The organism is Streptomyces spiralis (assembly GCF_014654675.1).
In the GTDB taxonomy this organism is placed as follows: domain Bacteria; phylum Actinomycetota; class Actinomycetes; order Streptomycetales; family Streptomycetaceae; genus Streptomyces; species Streptomyces spiralis.
In genome coordinates, this window is the sequence record NZ_BNBC01000021.1 from 1 (window position 1) to 21,483 (window position 21,483).

At 72.3% G+C, this 21,483-nt stretch carries 19 protein-coding genes; 10 read left to right on the top strand and 9 right to left on the bottom strand.

Annotated features, from left to right (window positions below; translation table 11 throughout):
• Positions 1-125: 125 nt before the first annotated feature.
• Positions 126-1,757 (bottom strand): D-alanyl-D-alanine carboxypeptidase/D-alanyl-D-alanine endopeptidase, encoded by a 1,632-nt coding sequence (dacB, locus tag IE318_RS21645; RefSeq protein WP_189902776.1) that lies wholly within the window; start codon positions 1,755-1,757, stop codon positions 126-128.
• Positions 1,758-1,836: 79 nt separating this feature from the next.
• Here dacB and IE318_RS21650 point away from each other — a divergent pair, with 79 nt between their 5' ends.
• Both IE318_RS21650 and IE318_RS21655 read left to right on the top strand, forming a co-directional pair.
• Positions 1,837-2,328 (top strand): inorganic diphosphatase, encoded by a 492-nt coding sequence (locus tag IE318_RS21650; RefSeq protein ID WP_030177342.1) that lies wholly within the window; start codon positions 1,837-1,839, stop codon positions 2,326-2,328.
• 129 nt (positions 2,329-2,457) lie between these two features.
• The gene (locus IE318_RS21655) at positions 2,458-4,224 is read left to right on the top strand and encodes a threonine/serine exporter family protein (RefSeq protein WP_189902778.1); all 1,767 of its coding nucleotides are present in this window, start codon (positions 2,458-2,460) and stop codon (positions 4,222-4,224) included.
• A 25-nt stretch (positions 4,225-4,249) separates the two neighbouring features.
• Here the strand turns inward: IE318_RS21655 and IE318_RS21660 are convergent, their stop codons facing one another.
• Together IE318_RS21660 and IE318_RS21665 are read right to left on the bottom strand one after the other, a co-directional pair.
• Positions 4,250-5,245, bottom strand: a complete 996-nt coding sequence (locus tag IE318_RS21660) for a DedA family protein (RefSeq protein WP_189902780.1) — start codon at positions 5,243-5,245, stop codon at positions 4,250-4,252.
• Between the two features lie 157 nt (positions 5,246-5,402).
• Positions 5,403-6,164 (bottom strand): MerR family transcriptional regulator, encoded by a 762-nt coding sequence (locus IE318_RS21665; protein WP_189902782.1) that lies wholly within the window; start codon positions 6,162-6,164, stop codon positions 5,403-5,405.
• 130 nt (positions 6,165-6,294) lie between these two features.
• Between IE318_RS21665 and IE318_RS21670 the strand changes: the two genes are divergently transcribed.
• Positions 6,295-7,587 carry an ion channel protein gene (locus tag IE318_RS21670; protein WP_189902784.1) on the top strand — a complete coding sequence of 431 codons (1,293 nt, stop codon included), beginning with the start codon at positions 6,295-6,297 and terminating at the stop codon, positions 7,585-7,587.
• Positions 7,584-7,820, top strand: coding sequence for a type II toxin-antitoxin system RelE family toxin (locus tag IE318_RS21675; protein ID WP_189902786.1), 237 nt, complete (start codon positions 7,584-7,586; stop codon positions 7,818-7,820). The genes IE318_RS21670 and IE318_RS21675 overlap by 4 nt, the downstream gene beginning before the upstream one ends.
• 19 nt (positions 7,821-7,839) lie before the next feature.
• On the opposite strand, the gene IE318_RS21680 is transcribed toward IE318_RS21675, so the two are convergent.
• The 3 genes from IE318_RS21680 to IE318_RS21690 form a co-directional block, all read right to left on the bottom strand.
• Positions 7,840-8,481, bottom strand: a complete 642-nt coding sequence (locus tag IE318_RS21680) for a PadR family transcriptional regulator (RefSeq protein WP_189902788.1) — start codon at positions 8,479-8,481, stop codon at positions 7,840-7,842.
• A gap of 45 nt (positions 8,482-8,526) precedes the next feature.
• Positions 8,527-9,987: an aldehyde dehydrogenase family protein gene (locus IE318_RS21685; protein WP_189902790.1), complete on the bottom strand. Its 1,461-nt coding sequence runs from the start codon at positions 9,985-9,987 to the stop codon at positions 8,527-8,529.
• 77 nt (positions 9,988-10,064) lie between these two features.
• On the bottom strand, positions 10,065-10,901 hold the full coding sequence (locus IE318_RS21690; protein WP_494487402.1) for a Sco1979 family transcriptional regulator: 837 nt from the start codon (positions 10,899-10,901) through the stop codon (positions 10,065-10,067).
• Between the two features lie 360 nt (positions 10,902-11,261).
• Between IE318_RS21690 and IE318_RS21695 the strand changes: the two genes are divergently transcribed.
• Positions 11,262-11,756 (top strand): ATP-binding protein, encoded by a 495-nt coding sequence (locus tag IE318_RS21695; protein WP_229903657.1) that lies wholly within the window; start codon positions 11,262-11,264, stop codon positions 11,754-11,756.
• Between the two features lie 137 nt (positions 11,757-11,893).
• Here the strand turns inward: IE318_RS21695 and IE318_RS21700 are convergent, their stop codons facing one another.
• A complete protein-coding gene (locus IE318_RS21700) occupies positions 11,894-12,163 on the bottom strand; it encodes a DUF397 domain-containing protein (protein ID WP_030177328.1) in 270 nt (89 codons plus the stop codon).
• A gap of 429 nt (positions 12,164-12,592) precedes the next feature.
• On the opposite strand from IE318_RS21700, the gene IE318_RS21705 reads away from it, so the two are divergent.
• Positions 12,593-13,120: a hypothetical protein gene (locus tag IE318_RS21705; protein ID WP_229903658.1), complete on the top strand. Its 528-nt coding sequence runs from the start codon at positions 12,593-12,595 to the stop codon at positions 13,118-13,120.
• A 93-nt stretch (positions 13,121-13,213) separates the two neighbouring features.
• Positions 13,214-13,753, top strand: a complete 540-nt coding sequence (locus IE318_RS21710) for a DUF4232 domain-containing protein (RefSeq protein WP_189902794.1) — start codon at positions 13,214-13,216, stop codon at positions 13,751-13,753.
• Between the two features lie 36 nt (positions 13,754-13,789).
• On the opposite strand, the gene IE318_RS21715 is transcribed toward IE318_RS21710, so the two are convergent.
• Positions 13,790-14,929, bottom strand: a complete 1,140-nt coding sequence (locus IE318_RS21715; RefSeq protein WP_189902796.1) for a DUF2786 domain-containing protein — start codon at positions 14,927-14,929, stop codon at positions 13,790-13,792.
• Between the two features lie 158 nt (positions 14,930-15,087).
• Here IE318_RS21715 and IE318_RS21720 point away from each other — a divergent pair, with 158 nt between their 5' ends.
• The 3 genes from IE318_RS21720 (at position 15,088) to IE318_RS21730 (ending at position 18,287) form a co-directional block, all read left to right on the top strand.
• On the top strand, positions 15,088-15,714 hold the full coding sequence (locus IE318_RS21720; protein WP_030177318.1) for a LysE family translocator: 627 nt from the start codon (positions 15,088-15,090) through the stop codon (positions 15,712-15,714).
• Between the two features lie 268 nt (positions 15,715-15,982).
• Positions 15,983-16,522 (top strand): Clp protease N-terminal domain-containing protein, encoded by a 540-nt coding sequence (locus IE318_RS21725; protein WP_506005417.1) that lies wholly within the window; start codon positions 15,983-15,985, stop codon positions 16,520-16,522.
• Between the two features lie 49 nt (positions 16,523-16,571).
• Complete coding sequence (locus IE318_RS21730) at positions 16,572-18,287, top strand: bifunctional 3'-5' exonuclease/DNA polymerase (protein ID WP_189902801.1); 1,716 nt, start codon at positions 16,572-16,574, stop codon at positions 18,285-18,287.
• A gap of 56 nt (positions 18,288-18,343) precedes the next feature.
• Here the strand turns inward: IE318_RS21730 and IE318_RS21735 are convergent, their stop codons facing one another.
• On the bottom strand, positions 18,344-21,478 hold the full coding sequence (locus IE318_RS21735) for an AfsR/SARP family transcriptional regulator (RefSeq protein WP_189902804.1): 3,135 nt from the start codon (positions 21,476-21,478) through the stop codon (positions 18,344-18,346).
• Between the last annotated feature and the right edge of the window lie 5 nt (positions 21,479-21,483).

A 21,483-nucleotide genomic window follows, 5' to 3' on the forward strand; every position in this document is an offset into this window, starting at 1 on the left:
TTACGGTGGGACACGAGGGCCTCCTGGCGGTCGGCGGTAGATGTCGCAATCCACACCGAACCCAGAAGGCCCTCACCCGTTCAAGCACCCAGCACGCGTGTCACCAACGTCCCGGGACAACACACCTAGCTGCAGCCGCAGGCCGACAACGCCGTCGCCGTCCTGTCCAGGGTCGACTGGGCCGCCTGGGGGTCGGTCGTGCCCTCCGCCATGAAGGCGAAGGCCAGGAGGTGCCCGTCCTGGTCGACGGCCGTGCCCGCCAGGGTGTTAACGCCGGTCAGTGTGCCCGTCTTGGCTCGTACGATCCCGGCCGCGCCGTCGGATGTGTAGCGGTCGGTCAGGGTGCCCGTGAAGCCGGCGACGGGGAGACCGGTGAGGACCGGGCGGAGCTCGGGGTGGGCGGGGTCGGCGGCCTCGCGCAGCAGCGCGGTCAGCAGGTCCGCGGTGAGTTTGTCGTCGCGGTTCAAGCCGCTGCCGTCGTGGAACTCCGCGCCGTCCAGGGGCAGGCCGAGTGCCTTCAGCCGGGCGGCGATCGCCCGGGCGCCGCCGGCGAAGTCCGGGCGCCCGCCGGTCGCGGCGGCCGTCTGGCGCGCCAAGGCCTCGGCGATGTCGTTGTCGCTGTTGGTGAGCATGCGTTCGACCACGTCGGACAGCGGGGGCGAGGAGACGGACGCGAGGGCCTGTGCGCGGCCGGTCGCCTTGGCGGGTCGGGGGTCGGTGGTACGGATGCCGTGGCCCTGGAGGAAGCGGCCGAAGGCGCGGGCGGCCGCGGCCGCCGGGTCGGCCTCGCGCGGGGCCGGGCCGCTGCCGGAGTCGTCGGTGCGGGCCTCGTCGGCCATCAGTGCGGTGACCGGGGCGAGGTTCTCGTTCACGCCGATGGGGTGCAGGTCCGGACCGGCGTACAGGGACGTGTCGTACGACAGCGTGACCTTGCCGAGCCCACGCTTCTTCAGGGCGGCCGCCGTCGCGTCGGCGAGGGTGCGCAGGCTCGCCCAGCCGTGGGCGTCCGCGTGGGCGGTGAGGGTGGGGTCGCCGCCACCGATCAGGACGAGGTTCCCGGCGGTGGGCTCCAGGGCGACGCGGGTGGTGAGGCGGTGGTCGGGGCCGAGGGCGGACAGGGCGGCGACCGCGGTGGCGATCTTGGTGGTGGAGGCCGGGGTGAGCGCCTCGCCGACGTCACGGCCGTAGAGCCGCCGACCGGTGGCGATGTCGACGACCACGGCGGAGTGGCGGGTGCCGAGGGCGGGGTCGCGCAGGAGCGGGTCGAGGACGGTGGCGAGGGCCGGTCCGCCGGCCGCCGACTTCACCAGGCTGCCGCCGCTGCCGAGGCCCACCAGCACGGGTGCGGCGCTGGGCGCGGGCCTCGGTCCGTCGGCCGCCGCGTCGGACGTACCGGACGTATCGGAAGCACGGCCGTGATCTGTGCCACCCGCGCGCTCCAGGGCGACTGCCCGGTCCCGCTCGGCCGTACGCTGGCCGGTGGAGTCCCAGGGACCGGCGGCGGTCACCACACCGGCGGCCAGTGCCAGCCCGGCGGTGGCGGCGCCTGCGGTGAACCGCCAGGCCGTCGGCCCGGCGGGCCGTGGCCGGGTGGCCCCCGTGAGCCGTGCGACCTGCGGTCTCATGGACCGCACGGCCCGGACCAGACCTGGTCGGGCGGCCTGCGCCAGCCGTGCCAGACGCGGCTTCGCGGCCCGCGCCAGGCCTGTCAGACGCGGTCTCGCGGCCCGCCAGCCCCTCAGCTCCGGCACGACCACCAGCCCCTTTCGCGATCACACACGTGCGTGAGGGACACTTAATCACCAGAACTATGTGCTGATCATGGAGGAGCCACCGGTGGAGTTCGACGTCACGATCGAGATCCCGAAGGGTTCGCGGAACAAGTACGAGGTGGACCACGAGACCGGTCGTATCCGCCTGGACCGTCGACTCTTCACTTCGACCAGCTACCCGGCCGACTACGGCTTCGTCGAGAACACCCTCGGCGAGGACGGCGACCCGCTGGACGCGCTGGTCATCCTGGACGAGCCGACGTTTCCCGGCTGCCTCATCAAGTGCCGCGCCATCGGCATGTTCCGCATGACGGACGAGGCCGGCGGCGACGACAAGCTGCTGTGCGTCCCGGCGTCCGACCCGCGTGTGGAGCACCTGCGGGACATCCACCACGTGTCGGAGTTCGACCGCCTGGAGATCCAGCACTTCTTCGAGGTCTACAAGGACCTGGAGCCGGGCAAGTCGGTCGAGGGCGCCAACTGGGTCGGCCGCGCCGACGCCGAGGCGGAGATCGAGCGGTCCATCAAGCGTGCCCAGGAGCACGGCGGTCACTGACCGTACGCCCGGTACGACGCCCGCGGGCCGCGTCCACCCCTCGGGGGTGACGCGGCCCTTTGGCGCGTGGGTGGGGGTGTCCGCGCATACTGTGGCTGACGGAAGGTGTCGTTCAGGGAGCGTTGCCCAGTGACGGATGCGGAGGACCGCAAGCCGCAGTCGGACGAGGCGCGGAGCGCGTTCAAGGCTCCTGCGGATTCGTCGGTGACACAGGCGACGCAGGTGATCCAGGTGCCGAAAGTGACTCCAGCGGCGCCGGCGGCACCGGGAACGGACAGCGAGTCGTCCACGACGTCGGAGTTCGCCGTTCCCGAGGGACTGGCCCTGCCCAGGGCGGGCAGCGAGTCGGAGGCCACCTCGGAGTTCGCGATCCCCGACGGCCTCACGGTGCCCGAGCACACGGTCCCGGAGGCCGAGGGCTCCGCGTTCAGCCTGCCGAGCACCTACAGCGCCCGGCAGGCGCCGGCCGCCTTCACCCCGCCGGGCGGCATCCCTGCGGTCAGCCTGACCAAGGACATCCCCTGGCAGGACCGGATGCGCACGATGCTGCGCATGCCGGTGGCCGAGCGCCCGGCCCTGGAAACGGTCCCGAAGACGGAGGAGGAAGGCCCCGCCGTCCCACGCGTCCTCGACCTGACCCTGCGCATCGGCGAGCTGCTGCTCGCCGGCGGTGAGGGCGCCGAGGACGTGGAGACGGCGATGTTCGCGGTCTGCCGCTCCTACGGCCTGGACCGCTGCGAGCCGACGGTCACCTTCACCCTGCTGTCCATCTCCTACCAGCCGTCCCTGGTGGACGACCCCGTCTCGGCGCAGCGGACGGTACGGCGCCGGGGCACCGACTACACCCGCCTCGCGGCCGTCTTCCAGCTCGTCGACGACCTGAGCGACCCGGAGACCCATGTCTCCCTGGAGGAGGCCTACCGCCGGCTGGCGGAGATCCGCCGCAACCGGCACCCCTACCCCGGCTGGGCACTGACCGGGGCCGCCGGACTGCTCGCCGGCGCGGCCTCCGTCCTCGTCGGCGGCGATCTGATCGTGTTCGTCGCCGCCGCGTTCGGCGCGATGCTCGGCGACCGGCTGGCATGGCTGTGCGCGGGGCGCGGGCTGCCGGAGTTCTACCAGTTCACCGTGGCCGCGATGCCGCCGGCCGCGCTGGGCGTCGCGCTCACGGTGGCGCATGTCGACGTGAAGGCGTCCGCGGTCATCACCGGTGGACTGTTCGCGCTGCTGCCGGGGCGGGCGCTGGTGGCGGGCGTGCAGGACGGCCTGACCGGCTTCTACATCACCGCCTCCGCGCGCCTGCTGGAGGTCATGTACTTCTTCGTCGGCATCGTCACCGGCGTGCTGGTGGTGCTCTACTTCGGCGTGAAGCTGGGTGCCCAGCTCAATCCCGACGTGGCACTGGGCGTCAACGAGCAGCCGGTGGTGCAGATCCTCGCGTCGATGCTGCTGTCGCTGACCTTCGCCGTGCTGCTCCAGCAGGAACGGTCCACCGTGCTGCTGGTGACGCTCAACGGCGGCGTCGCCTGGGTGGTGTACGGCGCGATGCACTACGTCGCCGACATCTCCCCCGTGGCGTCCACGGCGGTCGCAGCGGGCCTGGTGGGCCTGTTCGGGCAGTTGCTGTCCCGCTACCGGTTCGCCTCCGCGCTGCCGTACACGACCGCCGCGATCGGTCCGCTGCTGCCGGGTTCGGCGACGTACTTCGGCCTGTTGTCGATCGCGCAGAACAACATCGACAAGGGACTCGTGTCGCTGGCCAAGGCGGTGTCGCTCGCCATGGCCATCGCGATCGGGGTGAACCTGGGGTCGGAGATCTCCCGGCTGTTCCTCAGGTTGCCGGGCGCCGGCAGCGCGGCCGGCCGCCGGGCCGCCAAGCGCACGAGGGGCTTCTGAGGGGCGTCTGCGACGGGAGCGCCGTCTACGGGGCGCGGTGGTAGCCGCCGTTGTTCGGGTACTGCGGGGCCTGGGTCCGGCCGTGGTCGCCGCCGTGCTGATCGCCGTAGGGCTGCTGCTGATCGCCGTAGGGCTGGTGGGGGTACTGCCCGCCGTAGTACTGCTGGTCGTAGCCGCCGCCGTACTGCTGCTGCTGCTCCTGCGGCCGGCCCTGGTCGCCGTACTGGTACGGCGACTCCTGGTAAGGAGCGTCCTGGTACGGAGTGTCCTGGTACGGCGGCTCGATGCGGCGCAGGCGGGTCGTGGCGTCGTCCATGACCGGCTGCTGCTGGTACGCCTGCTGCTGATATGCCTGCTGTTCGTGCGGCTGCTGCTGCCGTGCCGGGGCCTGCGGCGCCTTCTTGGCCTTGGAGCGGGCCCGCAGGAACTCGATGGCGATCGGGACCACCGACACGAGGACGATCAGGATGAGGATCGCCTCGATGTTGTCCTTGACGAAGGCGATGTTGCCCAGCCAGGAGCCGAGCAGGGTGACGCCCGCGCCCCACAGGACGCCGCCGATCACGTTGAAGACCAGGAACGAGCGGTACCGCATACCGCTGACGCCCGCGATGATCGGCGTGAAGGTCCGCACGATGGGCACGAAGCGGGCCAGGACCAGGGACTTCGGGCCGTACTTCTCGAAGAACTCGTGCGCCTTGGTGACGTTCTCCTGTTTGAACAGGCGGGAGTCCGGGCGGTTGAAGAGCGAGGGACCGACCTTCTTGCCGAACATGTAGCCGGCCTGGTCGCCGAGGACCGCCGCGAGGCAGATCAGCGCGACGGCCGCCCACAGGGGGAAGTCCAGCTGGTGCGACGTGATCAGCAGGCCACACGTGAACAGCAGGGAGTCACCCGGCAGGAAGAAGCCGATGAGCAGGCCGGACTCGGCGAAGACGACGAGGAGCAGACCCCAGATGCCGTAGGTGTCGAGGAGGTAGTTCGGATCGAGCCAGCTCGGGCCGAGGGCAAGCGTCGTCACGGTTCCGGGCTCCTGAGGGGGTGAGGACGGACGGCGGCGGTTCGGCCTCCGTTGTTCTGCCGCACAAAGCTATCAACGGATGGTGTACGCCCCTGGTTCCACCGATGCCGAGGGGGCCCGAGGCCCTGGCCCGGGAATGACCCCGGGCCAGGGCGGCCTACACGGTGTGGCGGGCGGCGTTGGCGACGATCGCGTCCCGCATGTACGCGGCCAGGCCCGGCCGGATCTCCTCGTACGTCGCCGTGAAGCGCGGGTCGGAGACATACATCTCGCCGAGACAGGTGTGCATCTGGTGCGCGCAGTCGTAGTACGACCGCGTGATGAACAGGCGGTGCTCCTCGGCGACGTCCATGGCCGCCTCGGAGTCCGCGGGCACACCCTGGGCGAGCAGGTCACCCATGCGGTGGTGGATCGCGTTCAACTCGTCGGTGACGCGCTTCCAGTCCTCCTTGGTGTAGCCGGCCGTCCGCTGCCGGGACTGCCGGTAGGCCTCGGTGTCGCCCCAGCGCTCCTCGACCTCGTCCGCGTACTGGTCGGGGTCGTGGTCCCCGAAGACCTCGAACTTCTCCTCCGGTGTGAGGTTGATCCCCATCTTGCGTGCCTCCATGGCGTGCTCCACGGCTGCGGCCATCTTCTGCAGCTTCTCGATCCGGGCGGTCAGCAGTTCGTGCTGGCGGCGCAGGTGCGCGCGCGGGTCCGCGGCCGGGTCGTCGAGAAGCGCCGCGACCTCCTCGAGCGGGAAGCCGAGCTCCCGGTAGAACAGGATCTGCTGCAGCCGGTCGAGGTCGGCGTCGCTGTAGCGCCGGTGGCCCGCGTGGCTGCGCTCGCCCGGGACGAGCAGGCCGACGTCGTCGTAGTGGTGCAGTGTGCGCACCGTCACTCCGGCGAAACCGGCGACCTGTCCCACGGTGTAGCTCACTTCCGCTCCCTTCTCGGTACGCACTCCACGGTCGGCCCTCACGTGACGTGAGGTGCAAGTCCGTTTCTCCCTCGGCCTCCTCCGGATGTTGCTCCCGATTCGCGACCTTTGTCCGCCCTATCGTGAGCCCGTGGCCCAGGACAGCGCGCAGCAGGCGCCCGCCGCCCGGGCGGCACCGTCGGCCCCGGCCCGCGTGCTGCTGCCGCTGATCCTGCCCGCGCTCGTCGTCGGTGTCGGCTCCAGCCTGCTGTACCTGCTGGTGAGCGGGGTTGCCGAGCGGCTCCAGGGCGCGCTGTGGGGCGATCTGCCGGACGCGCTGGGCATCGGCCGCTACTCGGTGGCGTGGATGGTGGTCATGCTGACCGCGACCGGCGTCCTGGTGGGCCTGGTGGTGTGGAAGGCGCCGGGGCACGCGGGCCCCGACCCGGCCACGCTGGGCCTGGCGGCGGCCCCGCCGTCCCCGGCCGTGGTGCCCGGTCTGCTGCTGGCCACCATGCTGATGCTGGCGGGCGGTCCGAGCCTGGGCCCGGAGAACCCGATCATCATGGCGAACGCGGCCCTGGCGCTGTGGCTGGGCCGCAGGCTGCGGCCCGGGCTGCCGGGCTCGCTGTGGCCGGCGCTGGCCGAGGCGGCGACGATCGGCGCGCTGTTCGGTACGCCCGTCGCCGCCGCGCTGGTGGTCTCCGAGGCGCTGGCCGGGCGGCCGATGAAGGGGGCGCTGTGGGACAGCCTCTTCGCGCCGCTGGCCGCGGGTGCCGCGGGCGCCATGACCACCGGCCTGGTGGCCCATCCCACGTTCGACCTGGGCCTGCCTCCCTTCGGGCCGCCCCGCTGGGGCGACACCCTTGCGGTGCTGGTGATCGCCTCCGCGGGCGCGCTGCTCGGCCTCGCCGCCGTCCAGGCCTTCCCGTACGTGCACCGGGCCTTCGCCCGGCTCCGGCACCCGATGCTCACGCTCCCGGCCGGCGGCCTGGTCCTCGGTCTGCTGGGGGCGGTGGGCGGGCATCTGACGCTGTTCAAGGGGCTCTCGGAGGTCGCGGAGCTGGCGCGGCACCCGGAGGACCGGACGGCGGGGCAGTTCGCGGCGATGGCGGTGGTGAAGCTGGCCGCGCTGCTCGTCGCCGCGTCCTGCGGCTTCCGCGGCGGCCGGATCTTCCCGTCCGTCTTCATCGGGGCCGCGCTCGGCCTCGCCGCGCACGCCCTGGTGCCCGCCGTACCCCCCGCGCCGGCCGTGGCGGCGGGCGTGCTCGGCATGCTCCTGGCCATCACCCGGCAGGGCTGGGTGAGCCTGTTCACGGCCGCCGTCCTGGTCTCCTCGCCGACGATCCTGTCCCTGCTGTGCCTCGCCTCGCTCCCGGCCTGGCTGCTGGTGACCGGCCGTCCGCAGATGCAGCTGCGGACGGACGGGACGGCGGTGCGGTGACCACCGCCCCGTCCGGGCGGTGGATACGGCGTCAGCAGGTCCCGCACGGCCGTCGCCGTGGCGACATCGGGTTCCACGTCGCGGGATCGCCCGGCCCCACCAACGCCTCCCGCCTCGGTGGCACCGACGTCTACCGACTGCTGCTGGGTGACTACCGCGCTCTGTACGAGGTCCAGGACAAGACAGCAGCAGTCGAGGTGCTCACTGTCGGCCGTAGCGATCAGGCACGGTAGCCGAAAGTCGGCGTCACGCTCAGCGGCCATCTCCCGGATGCCGCATCGCGGTCGCGTACGGGTTCTCCTGCCCCTCCTCGAGGACGCCGACGAACGGCTCGCCCTCGCCGGCGAAGGTGTAGGCGCCGTCGCGGATGCGGTCGATGAGACCGCGGGTCCACTGGGCGCCGGAGTCGGCGGAGTGCACCCAGAAGTTCATGATCTCGCCGATGTGGCCGAGTTGGCCGGGGCCTTCCTCGGGTGTGTAGTACTCGGTGACCGACCTGCGCCACTCCTCGATGCCGCGCACCCGCTCCTCGAGGAGTTCGAGGACCTCCGCCCGCTCCAGGTCGACCATGAAGCCGAGCGCGGCGGTGAGCACGTCGGGCCTCTGGTCGTGGGCGGTGAGGTACTCGCGCAGCAGGGTGAAGTACTCCTCGGCACCCGTCTCCGTGATCTCGTACTCGACCCTCGGCGGGCCGCCCGCCGTGGACGGCGCGATCTCGTGCGCGAGCAGCAGTCCCTGTTTCGCCATCTGCTTCAGGGCGTGGTAGATCGAACCCGGCTTGGCGTTGGACCACTCGTGGGCGCCCCAGTACTCCAGGTCGTTGCGCACCTGGTAGCCGTGGGCGCGCCCGTGCTGGCGCACCGCGCCGAGCACGAGGAGACGGATCGCGGACATGCTGCCCAGGTTATTGCCCGCTGCTCCGCCGCCTCGTTCCGGGCGTCAGAACGGGAAGCCGCTCCGTCCGTGCTGTACCGAGATCCACTTCAGCGTGGTGAAGGCGTCCACCGTCGTCTCGCCGTTCAGGCGGCCGATGCCGGAGTGCTTCTCGCCGCCGAAGGGGACCAGGGGCTCGTCGTGGACGGTGCCGTCGTTCACATGGAACATGCCGGTGTCGATCTGCCGGGCGAAGGCGACCCCGCGCTCGACGTCCGCCGTGTGCACGGCGCCGCTGAGTCCGTACGGGGTGTCGTTGACGATGCGGACCGCCTCCTCCTCGCCGTCGAAGGGGATGAGGAAGGCGACCGGTCCGAAGACCTCCTGACGGAGCAGGGCGGAGCCGGCGGGCACGTCCGTGAGGACGGAGGGCGAGACCAGGTTGCCGGAGGTGGTGCCGCGCACCAGGGCCGTGGCGCCCTCGGCGAGCGCCTGCTCGACGGCGGCCGACACGTCGTTCGCCTGGGTGGAGTTGATGAGCGGGCCGATCACGGTCCGCGGGTCGCGCGGGTCGCCGACCTTCAGCGACGTCACCTTGGCGACGAACTTCCGGGTGAACTCCTCGGCGACCGAACGGTCCACCAGGATGCGGTTCGCCGCCATGCAGACCTGGCCCTGGTGGACGTACCGGCTGAAGACGGCCGCGTCGACCGCGTAGTCGAGGTCGGCGTCGTCCAGGACCACGATGGCGCTGTTGCCGCCCAGTTCGAGCACGGAGCGCTTGAAGTGCGCGGCGCAGACGGTGGCGACGTGGCGGCCGATCCGGTCGGAACCGGTGAAGGAGATCACCTTGGGCACCGGGTGCTCCAGGAAGGCGTCTCCTATCTCCGCTATGTCCGTGACGACGACGTTGAGCACGCCGCCCGGCAGCCCCGCGTCCTCGAAGATCTTCGCGACCAGGGTGCCGCCGGCGATCGGGGTGTCCTGGTGCGGCTTGAGCACCACGGCGTTGCCGAGCGCGAGGGCCGGCGCGACCGACTTGACCGACAGCAGGAAGGGGAAGTTGAACGGGCTGATCACGCCCACGACCCCGACCGGAACGCGGTAGAGCCGGTTCTCCTTGCCCTCGCCCGGCGAGGGAAGGATCTGTCCCTCCGGACGCAGCGCCAGGTGGATCGACTCGCGCAGGAACTCCTTGACCAGGTGGACCTCGAAGCCGGCCTTGACGTGGGTGCCGCCCAGCTCGGCGATGATCACCTCGGTGATCTCCCGCTCGCGCTCCTCGACCAGCCGCAGCGCCTTCTCCAGGACCGCGCGGCGGGCGTAGGGGTTGGTCGCGGCCCATTCCTTCTGGGCGCGGGCGGCTGCCCGGTAGGCCTGGTCCACCTCGTCGGTCGTGGCGATGGTGATCGAGGCCAGCTTCTCGTCGTCGTAGGGGTTGAAGTCGATGATGTCCCAGGAGCCGGTGCCCGGGCGCCACTCGCCGTCGATGTACTGCTGGGCCAGGTCGGTGAAGTAGGACGACATGTGATCCCTCGAATCCCGGGGCGCGCTCACTGATGCGATGTCATCGTACGTGCGAACGAGGCGAGTTGCCCGGGTACTCAAGAGAGCTGAAGCAGACCGCGCAGCAGGTCGCGGCTCTCGTCCGGTCCCGGACTGTCCTGCTGGAGTTCCTTCAGCGCCTTCTCGTACTGGGCGACGTCCTCGCGTTTGTCCAGGTAGAGGGCGCTGGTCAGCTGCTCCATGTAGACGACGTCCGACAGGTCGGACTCGGGGAAGCTGAGGATGGTGAAGGCGCCCGACTCGCCGGCGTGCCCGCCCAGGCTGAACGGCATGACCTGCAGCCGTACGTTGGACCGCTCGGAGATGTCGATGAGGTGCTGCAACTGGCCGCGCATCACCTCGCGGTCGCCGTACGGGCGGCGCAGGGCCGCCTCGTCCAGGACGATGTGCAGCTCGGGGGCGTTCTCGGAGACGAGGTGCTTCTGCCGCTCCAGGCGCAGCGCCACCCGCCGTTCCACATCGGCCTCGCTCGCGCCCTGCATGCCGCGCCGGACCACCGCGCGGGCGTACGCCTCGGTCTGCAGCAGACCGTGCACGAACTGCACCTCGTAGACGCGGATCAGCGACGCCGCACCCTCCAGACCCACATAGGTGGGGAACCAGGTGGGCAGGACGTCGGTGTAACTGTGCCACCAGCCCGCCACGTTGGCTTCCCTGGCGAGCGAGAGGAGCGAGGTGCGCTCCGCGTCGTCCGTGATGCCGTACAGGGTCAACAGGTCTTCCACATCACGCGTTTTGAAGCTCACCCGGCCCAACTCCATCCGGCTGATCTTCGACTCCGAGGCGCGGATCGAGTACCCCGCCGCCTCACGCGTGATCCCCCGTGCCTCGCGCAGCCGCCTGAGTTGCGAGCCGAGCAGCATGCGCCGCACCACCGATCCGGGCTCTCCCGCGCTCACGTTCGCCAGCCTCCCCAACCGTCTTCAGGGGCCGCAGTCTGCCACTAAATCACTCCGAGCAGTACTCGTACGATTACGGAAACGGAAAGAGATCAAAGAAAACGCGCAGCCGGAGGCAAGAAGGAGGCATACGGCGGACGAGAAGATGGCGGAAAAAATGGCCAGTAAGCGGTACGGGAGGGTCCAATTCGGTCTCGTGCACGTGCATCTGCCCTTGCATCTGCTGTGCGCATCCGAAACCATGGTCCCCGCGCCACCGCTGCATCGCCACGACCACAGCATCGCAACGACCGCGATTTCCCGGGAGTGCCTCGCATGGGGACGAATGGATCGACCATGCTCGAGCCGTTACGGCAGGGCCTTCCGCCGCTGGACCCCGCGGCCGTGTCCGACGCCGCCTCCTGTGCCCTTCCGGCCCGGTTCGAGGCCGTGCGCGAGGCCAGACGCTTCACCCGGAGAACGCTCGACCAGTGGGAACTGGGCGACCGCTTCGACGACGTCTGCCTGGTGGTCTCCGAACTGGTCACCAACGCCCTGCGGCACGCGCTTCCTATCGCATCGGCCGCGCGCGGGTGCGAACAGGGAACGCTCGGGCCGGGTTCGCCGGTGCGGCTGCACCTGATGCACTGGACCGAGCGGCTGGTGTGCGCCGTGCGCGACCCCAGCCAGGACAGCCCGGTGGCCCGCGACACGGACGACTTCTCCGCCGAGTCGGGCCGCGGCCTGTTCCTCGTCGACTCCTTCAGCGACAGCTGGGGCTGGCATCCGCTGGCCGGCACGCTGGGCGGCAAGGTCGTCTGGGCGCTGTTCCGGCTCCAACCCCGCGACTGAGGAACCGCGGCGTCTTTCGACGCCGCGGTTCTACGCGCGTCACGGATCGTCAACCCACCGTCATTTCGGGCCGGTCGTGTGGGTGACGGCGTGTACGGCCCGCCGCCAGGGGGGCGCCAGTCCGCCGTCAGGGGGCCTCACCCTGCTATCAGGTGGTCGAACTCGCCGTCCTTCACGCCCAGGAGCATCGCCTCGATCTCCGCGCGCGTATAGACGAGCGCCGGACCGTCGGGAAAGCGCGAGTTGCGCACAGCCACGTCTCCGCCCGGCAGCCGCGCGAACTCCACGCAGGAGCCCTGCGAATTGCTGTGCCGGCTCTTCTGCCAGGCCACTTCGCGCAGCAGCGTGGCCGCCATGCCGTTGTACACGTCGTACTCCTCGTACACGCCCTCAACGTCGTGGTCCACAGGTCGCTCCCCGGTGGTGCACTGGCTGGTGTGGCCATTGATGCATCGGTCAACTGAACCGGATCATAACCTTGTTCATGTGCACATGCATGAGCGGATGCACGTGCACGCGGAGTGTTTCAGCGGTTACAGCTTTGACGAGCGCTTTACCGAACCTGTTTCGGCGCCTGCCCCGGAACCACCAGGACATGCGCTCGCAGGCCCCCGTTCAAGATCTTCCGTACCGTCGTCCGCGCGAGTTCGTCCGAATCGAATCCCTCGTGCACAGGAAAGGACGCAGCCGGCGCCGTTCTTGTTCCAGTGTTCATGTGAGAGTCCGATGGACGGGAAGAACTCGCCGATGGCCGCTGTGACTCCTGGTAACTTGCTGCGGTGGCAGGGCCGCGGCGCGGCCGGCCGGTTCCAGGTTGGGGGCTTGTGGTGACCACGGTGAACACAACGGCCAGGGCGGTGCGGATCGCGGCCGCCGGACTGCTCGGCGCGCTGGCGCTGACCGCGTGCGACAGCGGGTCGGGGTCCGGATCCGGCTCGGGATCGGGGTCCGGCTCCAGGGCCTCCGCGACCCCCGGCGCGTCCTCGTCCGCGACCGACGACGACAGCGGCGGGACGAACAGCACGGGCGGCGGGTCCGGCGGCACCACGGCCAAGAACGGCGGACTGACCGGCAGCTGGCTCGCCACCACCGACGGCAAGGCGGTGGTCCTGATGGTCACCGACGACGAGGTGGCGCTGTTCTCCACCGACCGGACCACCTGCACCGGAAGCGCGGGCGAGGAGTCCGGCAAGGACGTGATCCACCTCCGCGACTGCAAGTCCCGGACGACGGGCACGGTGGACTCCGTCAACAAGACCACGCTCCAGGTGACCTGGGAGGGTGGTCTCGGTACGGAGACGTACACGCGGTCCGAGGGCGCGACGCTACCCTCGGGGCTGCCCACGGCGAGCCTCGGCTCCTGACGTACACACAAGGCCGGTGGCGGGACGGGCAACCGTGCCGCCCGCTCGTACGTGATGATCCTTGAGCATCGTCACGACCCAAGGAACCAGCTCATGCGCGCCATTCCGATCACCGTCACCGCCCTCGCCGCGGCCCTCCTGCTCACCGCCTGCGACAGCGGCGGCAGCGACGGCAGCGGCAGCGACACCGGGAGCAAGAACACCGACTCCACCGCCTGCCGCATCGACCAGGTCGGGTTGCAGGTCGGCCCCGCCAACGCCGCACCCGCCGCCGGGGACACCGGCAACGTACCGGTCACGCTCACCAACCAGGGCGCCCGCTGCACCCTGGACGGCTTCCCGGGCGTCACCCTGTCCGCGGGGAGCGCCTCGGCGGCCGTGGCACAGGACAGGACCGGCACCCCGCAGAAGCTGACCCTGGCCAAGGGCGACACGGCGACCTTCACCCTGACCTACGTCCGGGGCAAGGAGGGCGACGGCAAGAGCCTGGCGGCGACCTCACTGAAGATCGGCCTGCCGGGCGCGGCGGCCGAGCCCCGGAGCTTCACGTGGTCGTACGGCCCCGTACAGGGCAAGGAGACCGCGAGCGACCCGGACGCATCGGTGACGGCCTTCCAGCAGGCCGGGGACTGAGCCGTCCCCGGGGGCCGGGGCGGCCCGGGAGAGATTTCAGCTCAGCGGGCGCCGCGGTTCCACTTGCGCCCGGTCCGCCGCCTGGGCGCCCTCGGTCCACCCCGCCGCGTCGCTCACCCCGCGCAGACGGGTGGTGGTCGTCTCCGGGAACATGCGTTCCAGGCGGTCGGTGACCGCGACGTCCCGGGTCGCCAGGACGGGGAGGAGGTCCTCGGTCACCTGGGTCCTGGCGGCGGCCTCGAGCCGGGTGCCGATGCGGTGGGCGTAGGCGGCGAGGAAGGACTGCCGGAAGGTCTTGGTCCGCTTGCGTCCGCCCGCTCGCTGCGCCGACTCCGCCCTGGTCATCGCGGTCGTGGCCTGGACGAGCAGCGAGGTGTAGAGCAGCTCGACCGCCTCCAGGTCGCCCTCGAAGCCGACGACGGTGGAGAAGCCGAGGGCCTCGTTCCACACGGCGCGGCAGTGGTTCGCGGTGGCGACGGCGTCCAGCAGCACGGCCTTGGTCTGCTCGTACGGCGGCTCCACGCCGATGCGGCAGGCACCGGGGGCGTCGGGGGACGGAGCGCGGGCGGCGAGCAGCGCCTCGTCGACGCTGTGCCGGGCCATCAGCTCCTGCGCCTTCGCGCTGAGCGCCTCGGCCTCCTCCGGGTAGCCGGTCGCCTCCGCCTTGGCGAGCAGCGCGCGGATCCGGCCCAGCATGCGCGACTCGCCGTCGCCGTGCCGGGCGGCGGGCGCGGACGCGGGCCCCGCGGAGGCGTCCAGGCTCTCGAGCGTGGGCAGCCGCAGCAGCAGGCGGTACAGCTCCAGCACGGCGGTGGCGTACGAGAAGCGGTCGGTACGGGACGGTTCGTCGCGCGTCAGCTCGTCCAGCTGGGCGGCCCAGCGCCGGCCGCGCGGGCGGTCGTCGGCGGACTGCGCGCGGATCAGCGCCGCCACGAGCCGTACGTGGACCTCGTCGAGCTCCCGGCGCACGATCCGTACGACATCGGCGGGCTGCCAGCCGCGCCGCCAGGCGGTCGCGACGAACTCCTCGCCGCGCCGGGCCAGTTCGGCGTCCGCGGCGGGGTCGGCCGCGAGCAGGGAGGCGCCCGTGTCGAGGGCGTCGTCATGGCCGGATCTCGCGGTGGCGGAGTAGAGGGCGGCCGTGAAGGCGCGCTCGACGGTGCTGGACGTGCTCACACGTCGATCGTGTCATGGAGGGTGCGCGAGTCCGTCCACACCCTGTGGACAGTGGACGGCCGGGGGCCCGCCGGTGGACTCGCGGCACCCGGTACGCGCCCGTCCCGCCCCCCGAAAATCGCTCGCCCCCGGCATCGGCGGCCCCAAGCATGGCAGGCATGGTCGACACATCTCTCTACGCGGCGTTCCTCGTCGCCGCCTTCGTCCTCTGCGTCACACCGGGCCCCGACATGATGTTCATCGTCGCGGTGGGCGGCCGCGGCGGCCCCGCGACCGGGGTACTGGCCGCGCTGGGTGTGGCCTGCGCGATGTTCGTGCACACGGTGGCCGCCGCGCTCGGCCTCTCGGCGCTGTTCACGGCACTGCCGACGCTGTACCACGCCCTGCGCTGGGCGGGCGCCGCCTATCTGCTGTACCTCGCGGTCAAGGCGTTCCGGAGCCGCGGGGGCCCGGTCGAGGCGGACGGGACGAGCGGCTCGGGGCGGCGGCGGGCCTTTTGGCGGGGAGCCGTCACCAACCTGCTCAATCCGAAGGTGATTCTCTTCAACGCCTCCTTCCTTCCGCAGTTCGTGAGCCCCGAACTGGGCCATGTGCGCGAGCAGTTCCTGCTCCTGGGGACCACGATCACGGTGATGGGATTTCTGGTGGACGGCTCGGTCGGCCTGCTCTCCGGGAAGCTCTCCGCGCTGCTGCGGCGCAGCCGCCGGGTGGCGCGGGGACTGGACATCTTCAGCGGGACGGTGTTCGCGGGGCTGGCGGTGCGGCTCGCGGCGGCGCCGAAGTAGGAGGTCACCATGTGATCGTCAACTTCGGGTTGACACCACTGGGGTGTCAACCTAAGGTTGACACATGACGACGAACCCCACCACGGCGTCGATCCGTCTCGACGACCTCATCGCGGCCATCAAGACGGCCCACACCGAACCGCTCGACCAGCTCCAGGACGCGGTCATCGCCGCCGACCACCTGGGCGACGTGGCCGACCACCTGATCGGCCACTTCGTGGACCAGGCACGGCGCTCCGGCGCGTCCTGGACCGACATCGGCAAGAGCATGGGCGTCACCCGGCAGGCGGCACAGAAGCGCTTCGTGCCCAAGGAGTCGACCGACCTCGACCCCAGCCAGGGCTTCGGCCGCTACACCGCGCGCGCCCGGAACGTGGTGGTCTCCGCACACAGCAAGGCCAAGGACGCCCACAGCGCCGAGGGCCTGCCGGCGCACCTGGTCCTCGGCCTGCTCGCCGAGCCGGAGGCCCTCGCCGCGAAGGCGATCACCGCGCAGGGCGTCTCGCTCGACGCCGTCGAAGAGGCCGCCACCGCCGCGCTCCCGCCCGCCGCCGACGACGCGCCCGAGCTCGTCCCGTACGGCTCCGACGCCAAGAAGGTCCTGGAACTCACCTTCCGCGAGGCCCTCCGTCTCGGCCACAACTACATCGGCACCGAGCACATCCTGCTGGCCCTGCTGGAGCACGAGAACGGCCACGGCGTCCTCAGCGGCCTCGGCATCGACAAGGCCACGACCGAGCGGTACATCGCGGAGGCGATCGAGGAGCTGATCAAGCAGAAGGAGGAGCTCGACAAGCTGCAGGACTGAAACCGCAGGCCGGAGGGCCGTTGTCAGTGCCGCCTGCGACACTCGCGACATGACCGACCGGTGGGCTCTGGCTCCGGCCGAGGAAGGTGGCGTGGAGCTCGCCCCCCTCGGCCCGGACGGGCTGCCCGCCGGGCCGGTGCGCGAGGAGGCGGACCTCGCCGAGGCCGTCCGGAGCAGGCCGGACGTCACGCGGTGGGTGTGGCGGTCCACCGCCGAGGTCTATCCGCGTCTGCTCGCCGCGGGGGTGCGAGTGGAGCGGTGCTACGACATCGAGGACGCCGAGACGCTCCTCCTCGGCCACGAGGGGCGCCACGGCGAGCCCCGCTCGGCGGCCGCCGCCCTGGCGCGGCTGCGCGGCGGCCCCGTACCGCCGGATCCGCCGCAGCGGTCCGCCGCGCCGGGCGCGCAGTCCTCGCTCTTCGAGCCGCAGGGCGTAGGTCTGCCGCTGGCGGATCTGCTCGCGGTCTACGCCGAACAGCAGCGGCGGCACGAGCGGACCGCGCACCCGGACCGCATGCGTCTGCTGACCGCCGCCGAGTCGGCGGGCATGCTGGTGGCGGCCGAGATGAACCGGGCCGGCCTGCCCTGGAGCGCGGACGTGCACCGCCGCGTGCTGCACGAGCTGCTCGGCGAGCGGTACGCGGGCGGCGGGGAGCCGCGCCGCCTGGCCGAGCTCGCCGACGAGGTGTCCGCCGCCTTCGGCCGCCGGGTCCGCCCCGACCTGCCCGCCGACGTCGTCAAGGCCTTCGCCCGGGCCGGGATCAAGGTCGGCTCCACCCGCCGGTGGGAGCTGCGGTCCGTCGACCATCCGGCGGTGGAGCCCCTGCTGGAGTACAAGAAGCTTTACCGGATCTGGGTCGCCCACGGCTGGTCCTGGCTTCAGGACTGGGTGCGGGACGGGCGGTTCCGGCCGGAGTTCCTCGCGGGCGGGACGGTCACCGGGCGCTGGGTGACCAACGGCGGCGGCGCGCTGCAGATCCCCAAGGTGATCCGGCGGGCGGTGGTCGCCGACCCCGGCTGGCGGCTGGTCGTCGCCGACGCCGACCAGATGGAGCCACGCGTGCTGGCGGCCATCTCCCGCGACCCCGGGCTGATGGAGGTGGCCGGCCGGGAGAGCGACCTGTACCAGTCGGTCTCCGACCGCGCCTTCTCCGGCGACCGCGCCCAGGCCAAACTCGCCGTGCTCGGTGCGGTCTACGGCCAGACCTCGGGCGACGGCCTGAAGAACCTGGCCGCCCTCAGACGCCGCTTCCCCCGCGCGGTGGCCTATGTCGACGAGGCGGCGCGGGCCGGCGAGGAGGGCCGGCTGGTGCGGACCTGGCTGGGGCGGACGTGCCCGCCGGCGGCCGGGGCGGCCGAGGACGCGGCGGAGGAGGCGGGTCTCCCTCAGGACGACCCGGCCGAGCACCCCGCCGGGGGGCCCGCCGGACAGTCCGCCGACCAGGGCTGGATGCCGGGCTACGCCTCCGGCAACTCCCGCGCCCGCGGCCGCTTCGCCCGCAACTTCGTGGTGCAGGGCAGCGCCGCCGACTGGGCCCTGCTGCTGCTCGCCGGGCTGCGCCGCGCCTGCCGGGACATGGCGGCCGAACTGGTCTTCTTCCAGCACGACGAGGTGATCGTGCACTGCCCGCAGGACGAGGCCGAGACGGTGGTCGAGGCCATCCGGGAGGCGGCGGAGCTGGCGGGGCGCCTCACCTTCGGTGAGACCCCGGTGCGGTTCCCGTTCACGACGGCGGTGGTGGAGTGCTACGCGGACGCCAAGTGACGACCGCGGCGCCCCCGGACCGACTCCGGACCGACCGCCGTCCCGGCACCACCGGGTCAGCGTGCGCCCGGCGGCGGGTCGGCGAGCAGCCGCCGCAGCTCGCCCGTCACCGCCTTCTCGTCCGTGCCGTCCAGGGCGGCGAGCGCGGTGCGCCACTGCGCGTAGGCCTCCTCGGTGCGGCCCTGGTCCCGCAGCAGGAGCCCGTGCTGGTGGCGGGCGAGACCGCCCGTGTAGCGGTCGGCGCGGGCGTCGGCGCGGCACAGCAGCTCGACGCACTCGCGGTGGGCGCGTTCGGTATGGCCCAACTGCCGCAGCGCGCGAACCAGTCCGAGCCGGGTCTGGGACTCGCCGTGCCAGTCGCCGTGCCCGCCGAGGATGCGCAGGCTCTCCTCGAAGTGCCGGGCGGCGGCGGCCGGTTCGCCGAGGGCGAGGTGGGCGTAGCCGATGTTGCAGTGCGCGGTGTGCTGGACGATGACGGCGCCGATCTCGTCGCCGATGGCGAGCGAACGCCGGTGCTGCCCGATGGCGGCGCGCGGGTCGGTGTGCTCGTAGAGGTTGCCGAGGTGGCTGTGGGTGACGGCCTCGCCGTAGGGGTCGTTGAGCTGCCGCGAGTACGCCAGGCTCTGCCGCAGCGCCTGCCCGGACTCGGCGTACCGGCCGAGCCCCTCGAGGAGCAGACCGCGGTTGTTGAGGCCGCGCCGGATGCGTGAGACGACGCCGAGCCGCCGCCAGATCGCGAGCGAGGCGTCGTTCAGGGCGAGGGCGTCGCTGTGCCGGCCGGTCAGGAAGTGCAGCCCGGCGAGATCGCTCAGCGCGTACGCCTCGGCCGCCTCGTCCCCCAGTCGGCGCGCCACGGCGAGCGCGGCCCGACCGAGAACCTCCATCTCGGCGACGCGCCCGCTGCGTTGGACGTAGGGGAAGAAGAGGCGCAGGAGGCGGGAGAGGTACGCGTCCCGCCGCGCGCCGACCGGGTCGGTGCCGGCGTAGCGCTCGGCCAGCGCGACGACGTTCGCCAGCTCCCCGCGCCCCCATTCGGCGGCCTCCTCGGCGGACCCGAAGGACGGAACGGCGAGGACGCCGGCGGTGTTCTCGGACGGTTCGGACTCGGACGGTTCGGACACAGTGGGACGGCGGCGGTCGTCCCGTTCATGACCGGGCTCGACGACCGCGGCGAGCACCCGCTCCGCCACGGCCGCATACCAGCGCAGGGCCACTTCTACGACGTCCATCCCGTCCGCCGCGCCCACCGCGTCCACCGGGTCCATCCCGTCCGCCGCGCCCTGGCCACGCACCGTCCGGGAGCCCGCACCGCCGCCCTCGGCGGGACGTGCGGCGGCACGCGCTTCGGATGTCGCCAGTTCGCGGGCGAAGTCGCGCACGAGGTCGTGCGGGGCGTAGCGGCCGAGTGCCGTCTCCTCCAGGAGGGCCACGTCGACGAGGCGGTCCAGGGCGGCCTCGGCGCGGCGCTCGTCGGTGCCCGTGAGGGCGGCGAGCAGGGCCGCACCGTAGGCGGGCAGGTCGAGGGCGCCGATGCGGCGCAGGGCGAGGGCCGCGTCGCGGTCGGCCTCGCGTTCGGAGGCGGCGAGCGCGTCGTGGGCGACGGCCAGGGAGCGGCGCACGCTCAGGTCGTCGTACTCCAGGTGGTGCAACCGCCCTTCGGTGGCGGCCAGTTGCCCGGCCAGCGCGTCCGGGGTGAGGGCGCGCCGGGCGGCCAGCCGGGCGGCGACGACGCGCAGGGCGAGCGGGAGGCGGCCGGTGAGCTCGACGAGCGGGTGCCCCGCGTCGAGGCCGTCCCGGTCGTCGCGTCCGGAGACCGCCCGCAGGAGTGCCGCGCTGTCGGGCGCGGACAGCGGCGTGAGCGGGAAGCGGCGGGCGCCGTCGAGGGCGGTCAGCGGGGAGCGGCTGGTCACGATGACCGCGCAGCCGGCGCCGGCCGGCAGCAGCGGCCGTATCTGTGCGGCGCTCCCGGCGTCGTCCAGCACCAGCAGTGTGCGCGTCGGCGCGAGCAGGGACCGGAGCAACGCGGCGGCCGCGTCGGGGTGTTCGGGGACGTGGCGCGGCTCGGTTCCCAGGTCGAGGAGGAGGGAGCGCAGGGCCTGTGCCGGGGCGAGAGGGGCCATGCCGGGCGTGGCGCCGTGGAGGTTGACGTAGAGCTGCCCATCGGGGAAACGTTTTGCCAGGCCATGGGCCACATGCAGTGCGAGCGCGCTCTTGCCGACGCCGGCCATGCCGCTGAGGACGACGAGCGGACTGCCGTCGCCCTCGCCGTGGTTCGCGGTCAGCGCCCTGCGCACGGCGGGCAGGACGTCGTCCCGTCCGGTGAAGTGGGCGGGTGCGGGCGGGAGTTGCGCGGGGCGCGGCGGCTGCGGGGTGCCCTCGGGCGGTGATGCCGGGGCGACGGGCCCTTCCGCGCCGTCGCGGTGCTCGCCCCCGGCGCCCCTGAGTACTTCGAGGTGAGCCTCCCGCACGGCGGGCCCCGGCTCGACGCCGAGTTCCTCGATCAGCCGGGCGCGCAGATCGCGGTGGACGGCCAGCGCCTCCGCCTGCCGGCCGGTGCGGTGCAGGGCGAGCATGAGCTGACGGTGGTACGCCTCGCGCAGCGGGTGCTCGGCGGCCAGCGCCGCCAATTCCGGCACGAGTCCGGAGGGCCGGGTGCCGCCGAGGCCCAGCTCGGCGTCGTAGCGCCACTCGAGGAGCAGCAGTCGCGCCTCCTCCAGGCGCTGCACCAGGGCGTACCCGCCGAAACCGGAGGGCAGGCCGCTGAGCGGCGTGCCCCGCCACAGCGCGAGCGCGTCGGCGCAGGCGCGCGCAGCCCGCGCCCATTCCCCGCCGGCGTGCGCGGCGCGCGCCTCCGCGACCCGCGCCTCGAACAGATGGAGGTCCAGCTCCCCCCGCCCGACCCGCAGCAGATAGCCGGGCGGTACGGCGCGCAGACGCTCGGGGTCGTCGAGGAGCCGGCGCAGCCGGGCCACGTGGTTGTGCAGCGAGGCCTGCGCGGAGACCGGCGGCGCCGCGCCCCACAGCGCCTCCTTCAGCGACTCGACGGAGACGACCCGCCCGGCCTCCAGCAGCAGCGCGGCGAGCAGGGCGCGGACCTTGGGACTGCCGATGGGACGGACCGCGTACTCACCGGGGGCGGGCTCGTACAGGACCGGCGGTCCCAGCAGCCCGAACCGCAGCTCGCCGCGCATCACAC

What these genes read in the sequence shown, in the direction of transcription:
- IE318_RS21680 (WP_189902788.1), bottom strand. Translation starts at nt 8,481, where the DNA reads ATGTCCGCGATCCGTCTCCTCGTGCTCGGCGCGGTGCGCCAGCACGGG.
- IE318_RS21685 (WP_189902790.1), bottom strand. Translation starts at nt 9,987, where the DNA reads ATGTCGTCCTACTTCACCGACCTGGCCCAGCAGTACATCGACGGCGAG.
- IE318_RS21695 (WP_229903657.1), top strand. Translation starts at nt 11,262, where the DNA reads ATGCTCGAGCCGTTACGGCAGGGCCTTCCGCCGCTGGACCCCGCGGCC.
- IE318_RS21710 (WP_189902794.1), top strand. Translation starts at nt 13,214, where the DNA reads ATGCGCGCCATTCCGATCACCGTCACCGCCCTCGCCGCGGCCCTCCTG.
- IE318_RS21720 (WP_030177318.1), top strand. Translation starts at nt 15,088, where the DNA reads ATGGTCGACACATCTCTCTACGCGGCGTTCCTCGTCGCCGCCTTCGTC.
- IE318_RS21725 (WP_506005417.1), top strand. Translation starts at nt 15,983, where the DNA reads ATGGGCGTCACCCGGCAGGCGGCACAGAAGCGCTTCGTGCCCAAGGAG.
- IE318_RS21730 (WP_189902801.1), top strand. Translation starts at nt 16,572, where the DNA reads ATGACCGACCGGTGGGCTCTGGCTCCGGCCGAGGAAGGTGGCGTGGAG.
- IE318_RS21735 (WP_189902804.1), bottom strand. Translation starts at nt 21,478, where the DNA reads ATGCGCGGCGAGCTGCGGTTCGGGCTGCTGGGACCGCCGGTCCTGTAC.